Source organism: Paraperlucidibaca sp. (assembly GCF_982810325.1).
In genome coordinates this window covers 1-16,885 of record NZ_CEYEMI010000012.1, presented here as the reverse complement: position 1 = coordinate 16,885, position 16,885 = coordinate 1, and the positions used below count along the sequence as shown (strand labels likewise).

The window sequence follows — 16,885 nt, the reverse complement described above, 5'->3', positions numbered from 1 at the left end:
ATTAGCGCTCGCCTTCGCTGACGAAAACTCGGCCATCACGCACGTTCACGCGCCACACGGGCACGGTTACGCTCATGTCTTCCAAGCAAATGCCGGTGCGTAAACAGAAGTGTTGTTTGTACACCGGCGAAGCCACCACTAGCTTGCCGCCAATGTCGCCAATGATGCCGCGTGCTAGCACATTAGCGCCGCTAAATGGATCGCAGTTACCGAGGGCAAAGTAGCCTTCATCGGTGCTGAAAATGGCGAGCTGTCGACCGAGCACACGCGCCGGCATACCCGTGCCTGTGATGATTTCATCGCTGCCGCAGATTTCGTGCCAATCATCAAAGATGGCGTGGGTTGGCGTTGCTAAGCTCATGACTGTGTCTCCAAAACAGGGATTCTCGCTGCCATCGCATCAGTGGCTTTTTCGCTAAGGCGCGCTGGGCGCTTTTGACCACGCTCACGCACATAGACCAAGGCTTCGTCAGCGCTGTCATCATTTAGGAATGGACGGAAGCGACCCATGGCCACTGGATCCTCAATGGTGCGTTTCCACTCGCAGGCATAGGTGTCGACCACGGCTTGCATATGTGATTCCAGCTCATCAGCCAGACCTAAGGAGTCGTCGATGACCACGGCTTGCAGATAGCTCAGGCCGCCTTCGAGGTTGTCGCGCCAGACCGAGGTACGTTGCAGACGGTCGGCGGTGCGGATGTAGAACATCAAGAAGCGATCGATATAGCGCACCAAGGTGGCGTCATCGAGATCGCTGGCAAACAACTCCGCATGACGAGGACGCATGCCACCATTGCCGCAAAGGTATAAGTTCCAGCCTTTTTCAGTGGCAATGACACCAACGTCTTTGCTTTGCGCTTCGGCGCACTCACGTGTGCAGCCCGACACCGCCATTTTCAATTTGTGCGGTGAACGCAGGCCGCGATAGCGCTCTTCGAGGAAGATCGCCATGGCCACTGAATCCTGCACGCCATAGCGACACCAAGTAGAGCCGACACAGGATTTCACCGTGCGCAGCGACTTACCGTAGGCATGGCCAGATTCGAATCCCTCGTCAACGAGGTCACGCCAAATCAGCGGCAGCTGCTCCACGCGAGCACCAAATAAATCGATGCGTTGGCCGCCAGTAATCTTGGTGTAGAGGTCGTATTTTTTCGCCACCTCACCGATAACAATGAGTTTCTCTGGCGTGATTTCACCACCGGGGATGCGCGGCACCACCGAGTAGCTGCCGTCTTTTTGCAAGTTGGCGAGGAAGTTATCGTTGGTGTCTTGCAAGCCCACATGCGGCTTGTCGAGCACAAAGTCATTCCAGCACGAGGCGAAAATCGAGGCCGCCGCTGGCTTGCAAATCTCACAGCCATGACCACGGCCGTGATCTTTAATCAGGGCATCAAACTGGCGAATGCCATTGATGCGTACCAGGTGATAGAGCTCTTGGCGGCTATAGGCAAAATGCTCGCAAAGATGGTTGTTAACCGCCACGCCTTGGCGTTTCAGTTCGGCATCCAAAACTTGTTTGACCAGTGCTGTGCAGCCACCGCAGGTCGCCGAGGCGCGCGTCTCTGACTTGAGACCCGCCATGGTGCAGCAGCCTTGGCTAATAGCAGAGCAGAGGTCACCTTTACTGACGTTATTGCAGGAGCAGATTTGTGCACTATCCGGCAAGGCATCAACGCCGAGCGCCGGCTTACCATCGCCTGCCGGCAAAATCATCGACAGTGGCGAGCTAGGCAAGGCCATGTCATTGAGATGATATTGCAGCAGTGTGCCGTAATCGCTGGTGTCGCCAACCAATACGGCCCCCAAAAGGCGGTCACCTGCGGCATTCAATACCAGCTTTTTATATGTGCCAGCGACGCTATCGTCGATTTGACAGATACGCGCACCGACGGTGCGTGCTTGCGCATCGCCAATAGAGCCAACTTCAACGCCAAGCAATTTAAGCTTGGTGCTCATGTCTGCACCTTGAAACTTGGCCTTCTCATCCTTGGCCAAATGCGCTGCGAGTTGACGCGCCATGTCATAGCCAGGAGCAACTAAGCCGTAAATGCGGCCTGACCAAAGTGCCACTTCACCAATGGCAAAAATCGCAGGATCAGACGTCGCGCAATGATCATCAATAATGACTCCACCACGCTCACCAACCAGTATCCCAGCGTCACGTGCGAGCTGATCGCGAGGACGAATGCCGGCCGAAAATAGCACCAAGTCGGTTTCTAGCTCGCCATCAGCAAACACCAAGCGGTGGCGCTGCGAATCTCCTGCTTCAATGCGCTGAGTCGCTTTACCGGTATGCACACTGACATCTAGAGCGGCAATTTTTTCACGCAGCAATGTGCCACCTTGGACATCGAGCTGAACCGCCATCAGCTGTGGGGCAAACTCCACCACATGCGTCTCTAAGCCTAAATCCTTAAGCGCTTTGGCGGCTTCTAGGCCAAGCAAGCCACCGCCGATGACAACACCGCTACGACTGCTTTTAGCGGTTGCTGCAATAGCATCGAGATCGTCGATGGTGCGATAGACATGGCAGCCTTCCCGATCATTACCTTCGATCGGTGGCACAAAAGGATATGAGCCAGTTGCCAGCACCAGCGTGTCATAAGGCACTTCGCTACCGGCAGAGCCAACCACAACACAACGCTCGCGATCGATACGCTGCACCGACTCGCCGAGCATGAGACGAATGCCGTGCTCAGCGAAGAAGCCTGGAGTCACTAAACTTAAGTCTTCTGCGCTGGCGCCAGAGAAATAACTGCTGAGCTGGACACGGTCATAGGCCACTCGCGCTTCTTCCGAAAACACCGTGATCTCTAGCGCTAGCTCACGCGCCATGATCTCTTCTAAGAAGCGCTGTCCAACCATGCCATTACCAATGACGACTAAACGTGTGGGTTTCATGTCTTAATCTCCTGCCACAACGTGTGATTGTTTTTCATATAAAAATTGCAGCACGCTATGACGCAAATGCGTGTAGTGCGGGTCGTCAGCAAGTGCCAAACGATGACGTGGGCGCGGCAAGTCGATCTCTAAGATTTCGCCAACAGTGGCCGACGGGCCATTGGTCATCATGACGATACGGTCGGAGAGCAAAACCGCCTCATCGACATCGTGAGTAATCATGATCACGGTGTTGTTTAGGTCGCGCTGAATCTCCATCAAGGTGTCTTGCAAATGTGCACGCGTCAGGGCATCCAAGGCACCGAAAGGCTCATCCATGAGCAATACACGAGGCTGCATAGCCAAGGCTCGGGCAATGCCGACACGCTGCTTCATGCCACCAGAAATCTCCGAGGGGCGTTTATGCAAGGCGTGACTCATGTGCACCAAGTTCAGGTTATGCGCTATCCACTCATTCATTTCAGCGCGCGTTTTTTGCCCACGAAACACTGTACGCACCGCTAATTCGACGTTTTCCCAAACCGTCAGCCATGGCAGCAAGGAGTGATTTTGAAAGACAATGGCGCGCTCTGGACCTGGCTCGCAAACCTCTTTGCCATCCAAAATAATGCCGCCACTAGTCGCTTGCAGCAGGCCGCCAACAAGATTGAGCACGGTTGATTTGCCGCAGCCGGAGTGGCCAATGAGCGAGACAAACTCACCTTCAGCAATTTTTAAATTGACCTCTTTCAAGGCGTTATAGCTACCGCTGGCCGTGTTAAACGACATGCCCACATTGGAAATTTCTAATAATGTCTTCATGTCATTCTCCGGACTGCCAATCGACTTTTCGTTGCAGCAACAGCATCACTCGATCAAGCGCAAAACCAATCAGACCAATAACAATGACCGCGGTCATGATGCGACTGAGCGACTGCGAACTACCATTTTGAAACTCATCCCAAACGAACTTACCGAGACCGGGGTTCTGCGCCAGCATTTCGGCAGCAATCAACACCATCCATGCAATGCCCAAGGACACGCGCAGACCGGCGAACATCATAGGAACTGCTGATGGCAGGACGATTTTGATGACATGGGTGAACCAGTTCAGGCGCAAAACACGACTGACGTTATTGAGATCACTGCTCACCGCCTGTACACCAACAGCTGTGTTAAGCAGCGTCGGCCATATGCAGCAGAGCGTGACGGTGATCATCGACACCACAAACGAGCGCGACATCATGGGGTCTGCGCTGGTGTAGACCGAAGCCACCACCAGAGTCACCAAAGGCAACCAAGCCAATGGCGACACCGGTCGAAACAGCTGCACGATAGGGTTTATGGCCTGATGCGCAAAATGACTCAGGCCCATCACGATGCCGAGCGGAATCGCCAACACAGAAGCCACCACGAAACCTGCCAGCACGGTCACCAAGCTGGTGATGATCTGATCAAAGAACGTCGGCGCGCCGGTGTACTGGCGACGCACTGGCTGCCAATCAGGCTCAACAGCCAAACGCTCGGCAATGCGAAGCTCTTGGCGCTCAGAAAACGCATCACCCTTTGCGCGCTGAGCACGATGCTCCGCTACTAGGTTTTGCGCCTGCTCCACAACCTGCATAGGGCCTGGAAACTTACCCAACATGGTATCGATACGGCTCGATGCCACTTGCCAGATCATGAGGAACACCAGCAGCCCTAATAACGGAGCTATGGCTTGGCGCAAACAAGAGCGCGTGACGTTCATTAATGAATTCATATGAGCAATCTCTTACACAACTTAAGGAACTTGCTTGCCTTTCAGGCCAATGCGGAAGCTATCGATATAGGCATTTGGCTTGCGGCCATCGAAACTGATGCCATCGATAAACGTCGTTGCCTTGACTGGACGAAACCCACTTTCAGTGGCGAAGTCTGGAAAGTCACTGGCCTTCAACTTGCCTTCGCTAATCAGCTCCTGCGCTGCTTGACGGTAGATGTCAGGGCGAAACACGCGCTTGGCCATTTCCAGATACCAGCCATCAGGCTTGGCTTCAGGGATTTGTCCCCAGCGACGCATTTGCGTGAGATACCAGACCGCATCGGAATAGAACGGGTAGGTAGCGTGGTAACGGAAGAACACATTGAAGTCTGGCAGTGAGCGTTGATCACCTTTCTCGAACTCAAACTTGCCGGTCATGCTGTTAGCAATGATGGGATAGTCGGCGCCGACATAGATGGACTTACTAATAAGCTTGGCTGCTGCCGGACGATTGGCGTTGTTGTTTGCATCTAGCCATTGGCCTGCGCGAATCAGCGCTTTCACGAGGCGAATATGCGTGTTTGGATGCGCCTCGGCCCATTGCCGGCTAACCCCGAAAACCTTCTCCGCGACATTGTTACGAATGGCCTGATCAGCGATCACCGGCACGCCAATGCCACGAAAGACTGCCTGCTGATTCCATGGCTCACCGACGCAATAACCATTGATCGTGCCAGCCTCTAGTGTCGAAGGCATTTGTGGCGGCGGAGTCACAGAAATCTGCACGTCTGCCTTCAAATTACCGGCGGTATTGCCGCGCTGCGGCGCATAGAATCCGGGGTTAATACCACCCGCTGCCAACCAGTAACGTAGTTCATAGTTGTGGGTCGATACCGGAAACACCATGCCAAACTTCAGTGGCTTACCTTGCTTTAAGGCTTGATCCACCACCGGCTTCAACGTGCTAGCAGAGATCGGATGAACTGGCTTGCCGCCCTTCATCGGCACCTGCTTCTTCATTTTCGCCCACAAGTCATTAGACATAGTGCAGGCGTTGCCGTTGAGGTCCATGGTGAATGCCGTGATGATCTCGGCCTTCGTGCCATAGCCCAAGGTGGCTCCCAACGGTTGCCCTGCCAACATATGGGCACCATCGAGCTCACCGGAAATCACACGATCTAGCAGCACTTTCCAGTTCGCCTGCGCTTCTAGCGAGACATACAAGCCTTCATCTTCGAAATAGCCACGATCATAAGCAACCGCTAACGGCGCCATATCAGTCAGCTTAATAAAGCCCAGCTTAAGCTCATCTTTTTCCGGAAAGCCTACTTTGGCCTGTGCCATAACCGGCAGTGCGGCGGCTAAGCCGGCCACTACAAGCCAAGATTTCAGTCTGCGATATGCCATCGATGCATCTCCTTGGACAAAAAAAACGCCCACTGCCTGACCCCAGACATCTAGGGTTTTGCAGTGAGCGCCATTGCTCAACGTAAATTGTGTGCTGTGAAGACCGTCATTGGTCTTGCATATAAGAGTTATTGCAACCGCCGTGCCAACCAAGCTAAAACGCTACTTTCAATCACTTAGGCACATTTTGTAGGACAATATGTGGGTATTTACGCGTAGCGCTGCACCACGAATGCACTAGCTATGGGTCTAATGCACCATCATGGACTAAGCACGCTGGGGTAGCAGGCAGCATCAATAAAAGCATCGGGCAGAATGGCTAGGCGGTCACGCACACCAGCCATAGAGGCCGACTGATCATGTTCGCCTTCAACCTTTGCGTCGGCACATGGAGCATCGGTTAAGTCGTGCAAAAACTCTCGATAACAGTCTGGCCGCCAGCAACTAGCAATAAGTTCAGATGGCAAACGCTCAGGCAGTTGCTGCCAACAATGCATTTGTAGCAATAACCAACGCGCCTGCGACTGCCATGGAAAGTTGGCGTCGGCTCCACCAAATTGATGAAAGTGGCTCGCGGCCACCGGCTGCTGCGCCAAGCCTATCGGCAGCCGCCCCTGGAACGGCAAAGCTAAACAGTCTTGCGGCACAGCCATTGTGTACTGCTCTGCAAGTATGCCTAAGGCCGCCTCAGGCTCTCGCGCAACTCGCTCGCCGGCGCGAAATAATGCACGCACTAGCGCAGCATGCTGCTGCGGATGCTGCTCCGCCCAGCGCACACTGACGCCGAGCACCTTTTCTGGCGCGTTTTGCCAAATCTGATGGCCAGTGAGCAAGACCTGGCCAGCACCACTCATCAGCGCCCAGCTATTCCACGGCTCGCCCGAGCAAAAACCATCGATATGACCCAAGCGCAAATGGTCAGCCATCTGCGACGGCGGCAACACCACCATCTTGATGTCTTGATCAGGATCAATACCCGCCGAGGCCAGCCAATAGCGCAGCAAATAGGCGTGGCTAGAAAAAGGGAAAACCACAGCCCAGACCAGTTGCTTTTGATGGCGCTGGCGTCGCTGGCGTATGCAGTCGGCTAGCGCATGGGCGCACGCTAGCGGCGAGTCAGCGACAGCAACATCGCTGAGTTCACTAAACAGCGCCTTTGATACCGTGATGGCATTGCCGTTGCGGCCAAGGCCGTAGGCAGTCATTAAAGGCACTTGCAGACCCGCCAGCCCCAGCGTTGTCGATAACACCATGGGGGCTAATAAAGGTGCTGCATCAATTTGTCCGACCGTTAAGCGGTCGCGCAAAGTTGCCCAGGAGGTTTCGCACTGTAGCGCCACCTGCACGCCTTCATCGGCAAAATAGCCCCACGCTTCGGCTGCCAGTAGCGGCAAACTATCGGTCAACGGCATATAGCCGATACGCACCACTGCAGACTTAGACACCCTATTTCCCCTCTAATAGCTGCAATACCGCCAGCACATTGGTCGCTACTTCACCCAGTCGCTGACCACGATCCATGGCCAATTTGCGCAGTGCTTTGTAGGCCTCTTCCTCGCTTAAACCACGGCTTTTCATCAGCATAAGTTTGGCTTGATCAATGCGTTTGCGATCGGCTAATTGATGGCGCGTGGCCTCTAACTCCGAGCGCAACGCGTGATACTCACGAAAGCGCGCAATAGCGACATCCACAATTGGGCGCACGCGATCGGCCTTCACACCACCAGCGACATAAGCACTCACGCCAGCCTGCACCGCTCGCTCAATGGTGCTGCTGTCACCATCGGCAGTAAACATAACCACCGGACGCGGCGCATCGCGATGCAAGCTCGCCATGGCGTCTAAGGTGTCGCGGTCGGGCGAATCGATATCAATGATGATGACGTCGGGCTCATGGGCACGCACAGCGGCAATCAGGCCAGCGGCACTAATCAATTTGGCGACCACGCGAAAGCCCTGATCGCTGAGCGCTTGCTCGAGCAAGGCCATGCGCGGCGCTTGGTCATCAACCAACATGACACTGAGCGCAGGAGAAGGTGGGGTCACGGCGGTAAATACTCAAAAATCGATAGTTAGTTGCTGCAAGGCATATGCCAAAAATTGAGTTGGGCACGGTCATTGCATAAATTCAGCATGAATACTGACTTGACCCTACTGCCACCTTGCTCCGTTCTGCTGCTTTGCGGCGGACGCGGCTTGCGCATGGGTGGGCGTGATAAAGGCCTACTGCCTTGGCATGGCCGCCCTTTAATAGCGTGGCTAGCCGACATGGCACATGAAGTCAGCAATGACGTGCTGATTTCATGTAATCGCCACGAGGATGAGTACGCCCGTTATAGCCGGCACTGTCTAAGCGATGACAATGATGATTTCTCTGGACCACTAGCAGGCATTCGCACCGGCCTAGCGCACTGCCGGCATACGCAGTTACTGGTATTGCCTTGTGATGCACCAAAAGTGACCACTGAAATCTTAAATGCGCTACGAGTGCACAGTTCAGCACACCAAAATCAAGCAGTCATGCTGCAACAAGCACAGCAATGGCAACCACTCTTTAGCCTCTGGCCTAGCCACTTAGGCCCTGCCTTAGATCAGGCATGGCTGGCTGGTGAGCGAAGCCCGTTGCGGTTTCTGCTGGCACAACAGGCACAAGCCTTGCAGTACCCCGTAGGCGATAGCCGCTTGGTCAATATCAATAATCCGGAGCAACTTCATGCCATCTGTCCCTAAATTCACCCACCTCGATGCACAAGGCCATGCGCAGATGGTGGATGTTAGCGACAAGGCTGTGACTGTGCGTGAAGCTCGGGCGGAGGCCATTGTGCGCATGCTGCCAAGTACGCTTGAGCGGCTCATTGCCGGCGATATGCCGAAAGGCGATGTCTTTGCCGTCGCACGCATAGCTGGTATCTGCGCAGCAAAACGCACACACGATCTCATTCCGCTCTGCCACGCCCTCGCGCTCAGCGCCGTTGAAGTCGAACTAGCAGCCTGCGCAAATGATGCTGTGCGCATCCGCACCCGCTGCAAACTCAACGGCCGCACCGGCGTGGAAATGGAGGCGTTGACCGCTGCTAGCGTGGCTGCACTAACGCTCTATGACATGTGCAAGGCAGTAGATCGCGGCATGTGCATTGAGCACATTCGCTTAATAGAAAAGTCTGGTGGTGCCAGTGGTCACTTTTTGGCAGATGACACAGACGTAGCGGCCACTTTGAGACCGACAACATGATCATCGAGCTCTGTTTATTTGCTCGCTATCGAGAAGCTCTGGGCATTGAGCGAGAACGCATCGAAGTCGATGTGACAAGCATTGCCGATCTCCGCGATGCGCTGCTGGGTCGCGGCGATAACTGGGCTGTATTGGCCGACCCAAAGCTCTGCTGCGCGCGTAATCAAACATTGTGTAGCCTTAAAAGCGCTATCGCCGATGGCGATGAAATCGCATTTTTCCCGCAGATGACGGGGGGCTAAACATGGCCACATCAATCACAACAGATGTCATCCGGCCAGGTCACCGACTCGACGCCTTCGAGCCCAGCCATAGCGCTGGTGCAGTCGTCAGCTTTACCGGCCTGGTGCGCGATGCCAGCCATGGCCAAGCCGTCAGCTCACTGTATTTAGAGCACTACCCCGGCATGACCGAGCGCATGCTCGACGAGCTAGAGATCAGCGCCTGTGCACAATGGCCTCTGCACGCCGTCGACATCGTGCATCGTGTCGGTGACTTGGCTTGCGGTGAAGTTATCGTCTTTGTTGCCGTCGCCAGCGCGCATCGGCAAGCCGCCTTTGAAGCGGCAAGCTACCTCATGGATCAACTGAAAAGCCAAGTGCCGCTATGGAAGCGCGAAACCCAGCTGGACAGCGCGCAGCGCGTTTGGCTAATCCCCACGTAACGGCCTAACCCCTTAATTGTATTGGAAAACATCATGTCATCGCCTATTGCCGCACACAGCACAGAAGCAAGCAGCGCGCCCGAGTCGCTACAAATCGCTGTGCTCACCATCAGCGATACACGCACACATGCCACCGATAGCTCAGGGCAAACGCTCGTGGACATGCTCGAAGCCGATGGCCATCACCTCGCCGCGCGCGCCATCGTGCACGATGATATCTGGCAAATTCGCGAGCGCCTCTGCACCTGGATTAACGATTCCAGCATCCAAGTCGTGTTGATGACCGGTGGCACAGGCTTCACGCCGCGCGACATCACACCGCAAGCGGTGGCACCTCTGCTAGAGCGCGTCGTGGATGGGTTTGGTGAACGCTTTCGCCAAGTCTCACTTGCCGATATAGGCAATAGCACCATGCAGTCGCGCGCCCTAGCTGGCATCAGTAATGGCACCTTGATTTGCTGCTTGCCGGGCTCGACCAATGCCTGCCGCACGGCATGGCAGGAGTTGCTCAGTGGGCAGCTTGATAGCCGCACGCGCCCCTGTAATTTCGTCCCGCATTTGCGAGATACCCGCACCGCCGCTTGCGAGTCACGAGGATGACTACTTCTGCCTGCGACAGCCCCGGACTGCTCACCGTCGATGCCGTCATTGCGCAATTATTAGCCCAAGCGATCGCGCCCACTGCCCGTATCCGATTGCCGCTGAGTGCAGCATCTGGCCGAGTTTTAGCTGAAGATATTGTCGCTCCACACGATGTACCAGCGTGGGCCAATAGCGCCATGGATGGCTACGCCGTGGCCGCTGCCGACCTGCAAACCTCAATGACATCACTAGCTATCGATGGCCGCCTAGCCGCTGGCGATGGCAGTGGATCTGCACTAACACCTAGCCATGCGCGCCGAATATTCACCGGCGCGCCACTACCCGCTGGTGCCGACACCGTAGTAGCGCAAGAGCATTGCCTACGCGAAGGCGACCGCATCAGCATCCCCATCACCACACTCGCCGCCAATGTCCGTGCCCAAGGCGAAGAGCTCGCTCGCGGCAGTCTCGTACTCAGCGCCGGCACACGTTTAAGCGCCAATGAAATCGCTCTGCTCGCCAGCCTAGGCCAAGCCAAAGTCAGCGTCTTTCAGCCCTTGCGCATAGGCCTTTTATCCACTGGCAATGAGCTGCGCGAAGCAGGATCAGCACTGGCTGCCGGACAAATAGCCAATGCCAACGGCCCTGGCTTGGCCGCGCTTTTTCGCGGCTGGGGCTTCGATGTTATCAATAGCGGCATCGTGCCCGACCAACCCGCCGCACTACGCTCCGCCTTCCGTGCTTTAAGCAGCCAATGCGACGTGTTAATCAGCTCCGGCGGCGTCTCGGTTGGCGAGGAAGACCATCTGAAAGCGGTGGTCAGCGAACTTGGTGAACTCGCACTATGGCGCGTCGCCATTCAGCCCGGCAAACCGCTGGCCTTTGGTCGCGTCGGTCAGCGCCCGTGGCTTGGGCTGCCGGGCAACCCCACATCGGCATTGATCACGGCGATGATTATTGCCAAGCCGTATCTGCGTCGACTTCAGGGCCAGCAGCATGTGCAAGAAGCCGCCTACGCACTGAGTGCCGAGTTTTCATGGCCGAAGGCAAAACCGCGGCGGCAATATCTTCGCGCTTCGCTCACCAACAGTGGCGGCGTGACGCTACATGCACAGCAAGGTTCAGCCATGCTCAGCCCCGCCTGCGCCAGCGATGGCCTGGCGATGATTGAAGCTGGACGCAGCTTAGTCGCTGGCGAGCCGGTGCCATTTTTACCTTATGCCAGCCTGCTGTCATGACTAGCGCTGCGCACGGCCTCACTAGCAGCGGCGCCGCTCCGCGTACCGGCCTTATCGATGGCCTTGGCCGGCAAATCAACTACCTGCGCCTGTCTGTCACCGATCGTTGTGATCTTCGCTGCCGCTATTGCATGGCCGATGACATGCAGTTTTTGCCGCGCGAACAGACGCTCACGCGCGCTGAAATCCATCGCCTCGCCAGTCTGTTTGTCGCCGAGGGCGTGCGCAAAATTCGCCTCACCGGTGGCGAGCCTCTGACTCGCCCCGACATCATTGCCATTTGCGAAGACCTAGCCGCACTACCCGGCCTCGACGAGCTAGTACTCAGCACCAATGGCCGCCAGCTCGCCAACCATGCCATCGCACTCAAACAAGCTGGCGTCAGTCGCCTCAATATCAGTCTAGATAGCCTAGAAGCCGAGCGCTTCCGCTACATCACACGCCATGGCGTACTCGCCGATGTGATTGCTGGCATAGACGCCGCTGTCGCACAGGGCTTTAAACGCATACGCCTTAACAGCGTGATTTTGCGCGGCAGCAATGACGATGAAATTCTCGATTTAGTCGCCTTTGCATTAGCACGTGAGATAGATATTTGTTTCATCGAAGAAATGCCCTTGGGCGATGTTGGGCGCAATCGCGCTGCATCCTTTATCAGCAGCGCCGACATTGCCGAGCGCCTAGCCGAGCACTACGCGTTAACGCCGCTTATCAACACCGATGCCCACGCTGGGCCTGCGCGCTATATGCAAGCGCAAGGCTATCCGAACAGCCGCATTGGTTTTATTTCGCCACACTCCAACACCTTTTGCGCTAGCTGTAATCGCCTACGCCTGACCGCCGAGGGCAGGCTTTTGCTGTGCTTAGGACAAGAAGAGTCTTTGTCCTTGCGCGATCTCATTCGCCAATATCCCGCTGATGATCATGAAGTACGGCGCGCGCTGCACAATGCGCTGACTCATAAGCCCGCGAGCCATGATTTTCAGCACGATGGCGAGCAATTGGTGCGCTTTATGAGTGTGAGCGGTGGCTAAGGTGAACTCTCGTCTCGCCTTCCTTTGCGTCAGTCTATTGCTCTGGGCACAGCCCGCACTCACGCACGCAGAAACCATTACTGTGGCTGTGGCGGCAAACTTTGCGCCAACCTTGCGCCTGCTCGCCGAACGCTTTCAACACGAGCAAGCGCATCAAGTACGCGTAGTAACAGGCTCCTCAGGACTGCTCGCCGCGCAAATTCTTCATGGCGCGCCTTACGATTTATTTTATTCCGCCGATACGAGTAAGCCGCAAGCGCTCATCGATGCTGGCCTTGCGCCAGTGCAAAATCGCTACACCTATGCCATTGGCCGCTTGGTGCTGTGGTCGTCGCAAGCAAAACTCGTCGATGCTCAAGGCCGGGTTCTACACACAAACTTTCAGCGCTTAGCTCTGGCCAATCCAAAGCTCGCACCTTATGGACTAGCGGCGCTCGACGTACTCACCGCACTCAAGCTCAGCGATGCCACGCGCACGCGCTGGGTCATGGGCGAAAACATCGCGCAGACCTATCAGTTTGTCGCCACCGGCAATGCCGAGCTGGGCTTCATTGCGCTCGCGCAATGGCAGGCTGAGCCAAACACGGGCAGCCATTGGCTAGTGCCCAGCACCCTGCACCGAGCCATCAGGCAAGATGCGCTACTGCTGCACGACACGCCCGCCAATCGTGCTTTTTGGCAATTCATGCGCAGCGCATCGGCGCAAGAGCGGATTCGCCGTGCCGGCTACGATACGCCCGAGATCAAGCCATGAGCTTCTCGGCCGATGACCTCGTCGCCCTGTGGCTCACGGTGAAACTCGCCACCACCGTCACCATTGTGCTGCTAGTTATTTGCACACCTTTGGCTTGGTGGTTAGCGACTACGGCCTCGCGCTGGCGTGGGCCCATCAGTGCCATAGTCGCACTGCCTTTGGTGCTACCACCGACCGTTATCGGCTTTTACTTTTTACTGGGCATGGGCCCGCACGGTGCCATTGGCCAACTCACGCACGCGCTGGGCTTGGGCTATTTGCCGTTTCATTTTTCCGGCCTCGTGCTGGCCTCGGTGTGCTACTCGCTGCCTTTTGTCGTGCAGCCCATCCAAAATGCCATGGAGGCGATACCGAAAAGCCAGCTCGACGCCGCAGCCACCTTAGGTGCGGGCCCGATCGATCGTTTTTTTAGCGTGATATTGCCGCTGGCCAAACCCGGATTCATCAGCGCCGCCCTGCTTGGCTTTGCTCATACCGTGGGCGAATTTGGCGTGGTGTTAATGATAGGCGGCAACATTCCCGATGAGACGCGCGTGGTCTCGGTGGCACTTTATGATCATGTTGAAGCGATGAATTATGGCCAAGCCCATGGACTGGCAGCGGTACTGCTAGCGTTCTCGTTCATCACCTTGCTCGTGCTCTATAGCCGATCTCCGCGCGCGCTTATGCTAGTGAGATCGCGGCCATGAATGCGCCATCCCAAAAGAGCATGCACGGCCTCAGCGTAGGCACCATAAGCTCGTCTAGCGTAGAAAATAGCAACAACGACATTAGCGATACACTCGCGCTGGAAATCGACCTTAGCCATGGCCCACAAGCCTTTCATTTACAGATAAGCACCCACTTTTCACTGACTGGTGTCACCGCAATTTATGGCCCATCAGGTGCTGGGAAAACGACGCTTTTGCGCTGTATTGCCGGCTTGCAGGCCATGACCTGCGGCAGCATTCGTTTTCGCCAAACGCTCTGGCAAGATGCATCAATGCAGGTCCCGACGCATCAGCGCGGCCTCGCCTATGTCTGCCAAAGCGCAGACCTATTTGCGCACCTAAACGTGCAGGGCAATCTCAACTATGCTCAACGCCGTGCGCAAAAACGCACTTTGCGCGTCTCCGCCGAAGAAGTCATTGAGCTATTAGCCCTAGCCCCCTTGCTACAGCACCGCATAGAGAAGCTCTCTGGTGGCGAGCGCCAACGCGTCGCCCTCGCACGCGCCCTGCTAAGCCAGCCGTCATTACTGCTTTTAGATGAGCCTCTGGCCAGTGTCGACCAACACCAGCGCGCAACTGTACTACCCTATATTCAGCGCCTCTGCGCCGCACAACTACTGCCCATCATCTATGTTAGCCACGATCTCGATGAGGTCGCCGCATTGGCGCATGACATTATTCATTTGGTCGATGGCAAGGTTTTACAACAAGGCCCTGCGCCTGAACTATTGGTTAGCTTGCGCGAAATCTATGATGCAACGCGTACAGAAATGGCCATATTGAAAGCAGAAAACCAGCACCTTAAAGCCCGCTGTGAAGCGTTAGAAAAAGTACTGGCACGTTAACTTTCAGACTCAGCAAGAGATGATGCGGGGATGAAATAGATGTCGTTTATATGTACTCATCGACGAATTATCACGAGCAGTGAGTTAATTTGATAACACCTATATTACATACTAGATACTATCAAGCCACTTGATCGGCTTTTTATTATCGCGCTAATTGGACACTCAACTGAGTGTGAGCGAAGCTCTAACTACTTAAGCGCTTATTTAGACCATGGTTTGCCTGCGCTTCTACTCAATATCACAATAATTAAGCTAGTAGTCGAGGCAATAGCCCTATGGCAGATGAGCGCTTCCTTTATGAGAACATCAGTCAGCGGTTACGCAACCAAATACTGGGTGGCAGCTACCATGTAGGAGAAAAGCTCCCGTCCATGCGTCGACTCAGTCAAGTTTTCGGAGTCAGCATCAACACCATCATGCTGTGCTTTCGTCAGCTTGAGTCCGATGAGCTTATCGACATTCGTCCGCGCTCAGGCGTGTTTGTCACAAATCATAGCTTGCCTAAAATCTGTCCAAGTAACGTAGCTCACTTCCCGCTACTACCGGTAGAGGTATCTTTAAGTGAAGATATTTTTCACTATATGGAGCCTCATATTGAGGAGCATCTAGTCCGCTTAGGCATCGCCTTACCTGCTCGCGAAATCATGCCAATCGAACATGTATTACGTACTATGCGTGGAGTAACTCGCCGGCAGCCTCTAGACGCTTGGGATTACATGCACCCGCATGGCTACACTAAGTTCACCAGTCAGTTAGCTAAGCGCAGCCTGAATTATCCAGTACCCATTGCTCAAGAAGATTTGATAGTCACCAATGGCTGCATGGAGGCTATTGAACTAGCACTCAGAACAGTTACTCAACGTGGTGACACCGTCGCAGTAGAAACTCCAAGCTACTATGGCACCCTCCTAGCACTGGAAGTTATGCAGCGCAAAGCGCTTGAAATCCCTACTGATTATCGTAATGGAATATGCCTCGATGCCTTAGAGCAAGTATTCAAACGTCAGCAAGTAAGTGCCTGTCTAGTCTCATGTAATGCACAAAATCCGCTAGGATTTACCATGTCAGAAGATCGCAAGCAGAAGCTAGTGAAACTAGCCACTCGCTACAACATACCGCTGATTGAAAACGATATATGGGGCGATACTGTTTATGCTGGAGACTGCCTACCAGCCAAGGCATACGATGAGGCTGGGATGGTTATTTACTGCAACTCATTCTCTAAATCATTAATGCCAGGCATCAGACTCGGCTGGGTTGCTCCCGGACGCTTTCACCATCGCTTGCGAGAACTCAAACAGATCAGCAGCATTACCACGGCATCAACTCCACAGCTACTGATGGCGAGGCTCATGGAAAGTGGCTTCTATGCGCAGCATGTACAGCAGTTGCGACAAAAGCTTGCTGTGCAAACACAAGAGACTGTCGCTACCGTACTTAAGGCTTTCCCAGAAGGAACTCGTATTGAGCCTCCTACCGGCGGCTGCGTACTCTGGGTCGGCCTGCCTGACCAAATAGACTCCAGATTGCTATTTGACCAAGCTCTGGCAAAAGGTATTCATATCTTTCCCGGCTCAGTATTTTCCGCAGGCCCGAGACACTTCGACTACCTACGCTTAAACGCAGGTGCACCACTGGATGACAAACTGCGATCGGCTATTACCCAACTGGGCGACATGGCGAAACGCATCTAGTGCTCCACTCCATCTGTATCACTGCTTTAAACGAATCTGTACCTGTTATATCCCCTTCCCATCCTCGTAGCATGACCAAGCTCAATAACTACAAC

At 54.8% G+C, this 16,885-nt stretch carries 18 protein-coding genes; 11 read left to right on the top strand and 7 right to left on the bottom strand.

Features of this window, described 5'->3' with window-relative positions; all coding sequences use genetic code 11:
- Nucleotide 1 precedes the first annotated feature (1 nt).
- The 7 genes from nirD to AC3DKE_RS05900 all read right to left on the bottom strand — a co-directional run bounded on the left by nirD (nt 2) and on the right by AC3DKE_RS05900 (nt 8,080).
- On the bottom strand, nt 2-361 hold the full coding sequence (gene nirD, locus AC3DKE_RS05930) for a nitrite reductase small subunit NirD (protein ID WP_340676321.1): 360 nt from the start codon (nt 359-361) through the stop codon (nt 2-4).
- On the bottom strand, nt 358-2,904 hold the full coding sequence (gene nirB / locus AC3DKE_RS05925; protein ID WP_340676320.1) for a nitrite reductase large subunit NirB: 2,547 nt from the start codon (nt 2,902-2,904) through the stop codon (nt 358-360). The genes nirD and nirB overlap by 4 nt, the downstream gene beginning before the upstream one ends.
- A 3-nt stretch (nt 2,905-2,907) precedes the next feature.
- Complete coding sequence (locus AC3DKE_RS05920) at nt 2,908-3,705, bottom strand: ABC transporter ATP-binding protein (protein ID WP_340676319.1); 798 nt, start codon at nt 3,703-3,705, stop codon at nt 2,908-2,910.
- Between the two features lies 1 nt (nt 3,706).
- Complete coding sequence (locus tag AC3DKE_RS05915; protein ID WP_340676318.1) at nt 3,707-4,645, bottom strand: ABC transporter permease; 939 nt, start codon at nt 4,643-4,645, stop codon at nt 3,707-3,709.
- A gap of 21 nt (nt 4,646-4,666) precedes the next feature.
- A complete protein-coding gene (locus AC3DKE_RS05910) occupies nt 4,667-6,034 on the bottom strand; it encodes a CmpA/NrtA family ABC transporter substrate-binding protein (protein ID WP_340676317.1) in 1,368 nt (455 codons plus the stop codon).
- A gap of 260 nt (nt 6,035-6,294) precedes the next feature.
- The gene (locus AC3DKE_RS05905) at nt 6,295-7,479 is read right to left on the bottom strand and encodes a CmpA/NrtA family ABC transporter substrate-binding protein (protein ID WP_379068299.1); all 1,185 of its coding nucleotides are present in this window, start codon (nt 7,477-7,479) and stop codon (nt 6,295-6,297) included.
- Between the two features lies 1 nt (nt 7,480).
- Nucleotides 7,481-8,080: an ANTAR domain-containing response regulator gene (locus AC3DKE_RS05900; RefSeq protein WP_340676315.1), complete on the bottom strand. Its 600-nt coding sequence runs from the start codon at nt 8,078-8,080 to the stop codon at nt 7,481-7,483.
- Nucleotides 8,081-8,167: 87 nt separating this feature from the next.
- Here AC3DKE_RS05900 and mobA point away from each other — a divergent pair, with 87 nt between their 5' ends.
- From mobA to AC3DKE_RS05845, 11 genes are all read left to right on the top strand, one after another.
- A complete protein-coding gene (gene mobA / locus AC3DKE_RS05895) occupies nt 8,168-8,764 on the top strand; it encodes a molybdenum cofactor guanylyltransferase MobA (RefSeq protein WP_340676314.1) in 597 nt (198 codons plus the stop codon).
- Complete coding sequence (moaC, locus tag AC3DKE_RS05890; RefSeq protein WP_379068293.1) at nt 8,748-9,266, top strand: cyclic pyranopterin monophosphate synthase MoaC; 519 nt, start codon at nt 8,748-8,750, stop codon at nt 9,264-9,266. Before mobA ends, moaC begins: the two co-directional genes overlap by 17 nt.
- Entirely contained in the window at nt 9,263-9,508 is a 246-nt protein-coding gene (locus tag AC3DKE_RS05885) for a MoaD/ThiS family protein (RefSeq protein ID WP_379068290.1), read from the top strand. The genes moaC and AC3DKE_RS05885 overlap by 4 nt, the downstream gene beginning before the upstream one ends.
- A gap of 2 nt (nt 9,509-9,510) precedes the next feature.
- The gene (locus tag AC3DKE_RS05880) at nt 9,511-9,930 is read left to right on the top strand and encodes a molybdenum cofactor biosynthesis protein MoaE (protein ID WP_340676311.1); all 420 of its coding nucleotides are present in this window, start codon (nt 9,511-9,513) and stop codon (nt 9,928-9,930) included.
- Nucleotides 9,931-9,963: 33 nt separating this feature from the next.
- On the top strand, nt 9,964-10,530 hold the full coding sequence (gene moaB / locus AC3DKE_RS05875; RefSeq protein ID WP_487990219.1) for a molybdenum cofactor biosynthesis protein B: 567 nt from the start codon (nt 9,964-9,966) through the stop codon (nt 10,528-10,530).
- Nucleotides 10,527-11,750, top strand: a complete 1,224-nt coding sequence (locus tag AC3DKE_RS05870) for a molybdopterin molybdotransferase MoeA (protein ID WP_411729719.1) — start codon at nt 10,527-10,529, stop codon at nt 11,748-11,750. Before moaB ends, AC3DKE_RS05870 begins: the two co-directional genes overlap by 4 nt.
- Complete coding sequence (gene moaA, locus AC3DKE_RS05865) at nt 11,747-12,784, top strand: GTP 3',8-cyclase MoaA (RefSeq protein ID WP_411729720.1); 1,038 nt, start codon at nt 11,747-11,749, stop codon at nt 12,782-12,784. Before AC3DKE_RS05870 ends, moaA begins: the two co-directional genes overlap by 4 nt.
- A 1-nt stretch (nt 12,785) precedes the next feature.
- On the top strand, nt 12,786-13,538 hold the full coding sequence (modA, locus tag AC3DKE_RS05860; protein ID WP_487990218.1) for a molybdate ABC transporter substrate-binding protein: 753 nt from the start codon (nt 12,786-12,788) through the stop codon (nt 13,536-13,538).
- The gene (modB, locus tag AC3DKE_RS05855; protein WP_411729722.1) at nt 13,535-14,227 is read left to right on the top strand and encodes a molybdate ABC transporter permease subunit; all 693 of its coding nucleotides are present in this window, start codon (nt 13,535-13,537) and stop codon (nt 14,225-14,227) included. The genes modA and modB overlap by 4 nt, the downstream gene beginning before the upstream one ends.
- Nucleotides 14,224-15,093, top strand: a complete 870-nt coding sequence (locus tag AC3DKE_RS05850; protein ID WP_487990217.1) for an ATP-binding cassette domain-containing protein — start codon at nt 14,224-14,226, stop codon at nt 15,091-15,093. Before modB ends, AC3DKE_RS05850 begins: the two co-directional genes overlap by 4 nt.
- Before the next feature lie 278 nt (nt 15,094-15,371).
- Nucleotides 15,372-16,790 carry an aminotransferase-like domain-containing protein gene (locus AC3DKE_RS05845; protein ID WP_379068271.1) on the top strand — a complete coding sequence of 473 codons (1,419 nt, stop codon included), beginning with the start codon at nt 15,372-15,374 and terminating at the stop codon, nt 16,788-16,790.
- The last annotated feature ends 95 nt before the right edge of the window (nt 16,791-16,885 follow it).

What these genes read in the sequence shown, in the direction of transcription:
- AC3DKE_RS05870 (WP_411729719.1), top strand. Translation starts at nt 10,527, where the DNA reads ATGACTACTTCTGCCTGCGACAGCCCCGGACTGCTCACCGTCGATGCC.
- AC3DKE_RS05915 (WP_340676318.1), bottom strand. Translation starts at nt 4,645, where the DNA reads ATGAATTCATTAATGAACGTCACGCGCTCTTGTTTGCGCCAAGCCATA.
- moaC (WP_379068293.1), top strand. Translation starts at nt 8,748, where the DNA reads ATGCCATCTGTCCCTAAATTCACCCACCTCGATGCACAAGGCCATGCG.
- AC3DKE_RS05850 (WP_487990217.1), top strand. Translation starts at nt 14,224, where the DNA reads ATGAATGCGCCATCCCAAAAGAGCATGCACGGCCTCAGCGTAGGCACC.
- AC3DKE_RS05920 (WP_340676319.1), bottom strand. Translation starts at nt 3,705, where the DNA reads ATGAAGACATTATTAGAAATTTCCAATGTGGGCATGTCGTTTAACACG.
- nirD (WP_340676321.1), bottom strand. Translation starts at nt 361, where the DNA reads ATGAGCTTAGCAACGCCAACCCACGCCATCTTTGATGATTGGCACGAA.
- AC3DKE_RS05885 (WP_379068290.1), top strand. Translation starts at nt 9,263, where the DNA reads ATGATCATCGAGCTCTGTTTATTTGCTCGCTATCGAGAAGCTCTGGGC.
- AC3DKE_RS05910 (WP_340676317.1), bottom strand. Translation starts at nt 6,034, where the DNA reads ATGGCATATCGCAGACTGAAATCTTGGCTTGTAGTGGCCGGCTTAGCC.
- AC3DKE_RS05845 (WP_379068271.1), top strand. Translation starts at nt 15,372, where the DNA reads ATGGCAGATGAGCGCTTCCTTTATGAGAACATCAGTCAGCGGTTACGC.
- nirB (WP_340676320.1), bottom strand. Translation starts at nt 2,904, where the DNA reads ATGAAACCCACACGTTTAGTCGTCATTGGTAATGGCATGGTTGGACAG.
- moaB (WP_487990219.1), top strand. Translation starts at nt 9,964, where the DNA reads ATGTCATCGCCTATTGCCGCACACAGCACAGAAGCAAGCAGCGCGCCC.
- modB (WP_411729722.1), top strand. Translation starts at nt 13,535, where the DNA reads ATGAGCTTCTCGGCCGATGACCTCGTCGCCCTGTGGCTCACGGTGAAA.
- AC3DKE_RS05880 (WP_340676311.1), top strand. Translation starts at nt 9,511, where the DNA reads ATGGCCACATCAATCACAACAGATGTCATCCGGCCAGGTCACCGACTC.
- mobA (WP_340676314.1), top strand. Translation starts at nt 8,168, where the DNA reads ATGAATACTGACTTGACCCTACTGCCACCTTGCTCCGTTCTGCTGCTT.
- moaA (WP_411729720.1), top strand. Translation starts at nt 11,747, where the DNA reads ATGACTAGCGCTGCGCACGGCCTCACTAGCAGCGGCGCCGCTCCGCGT.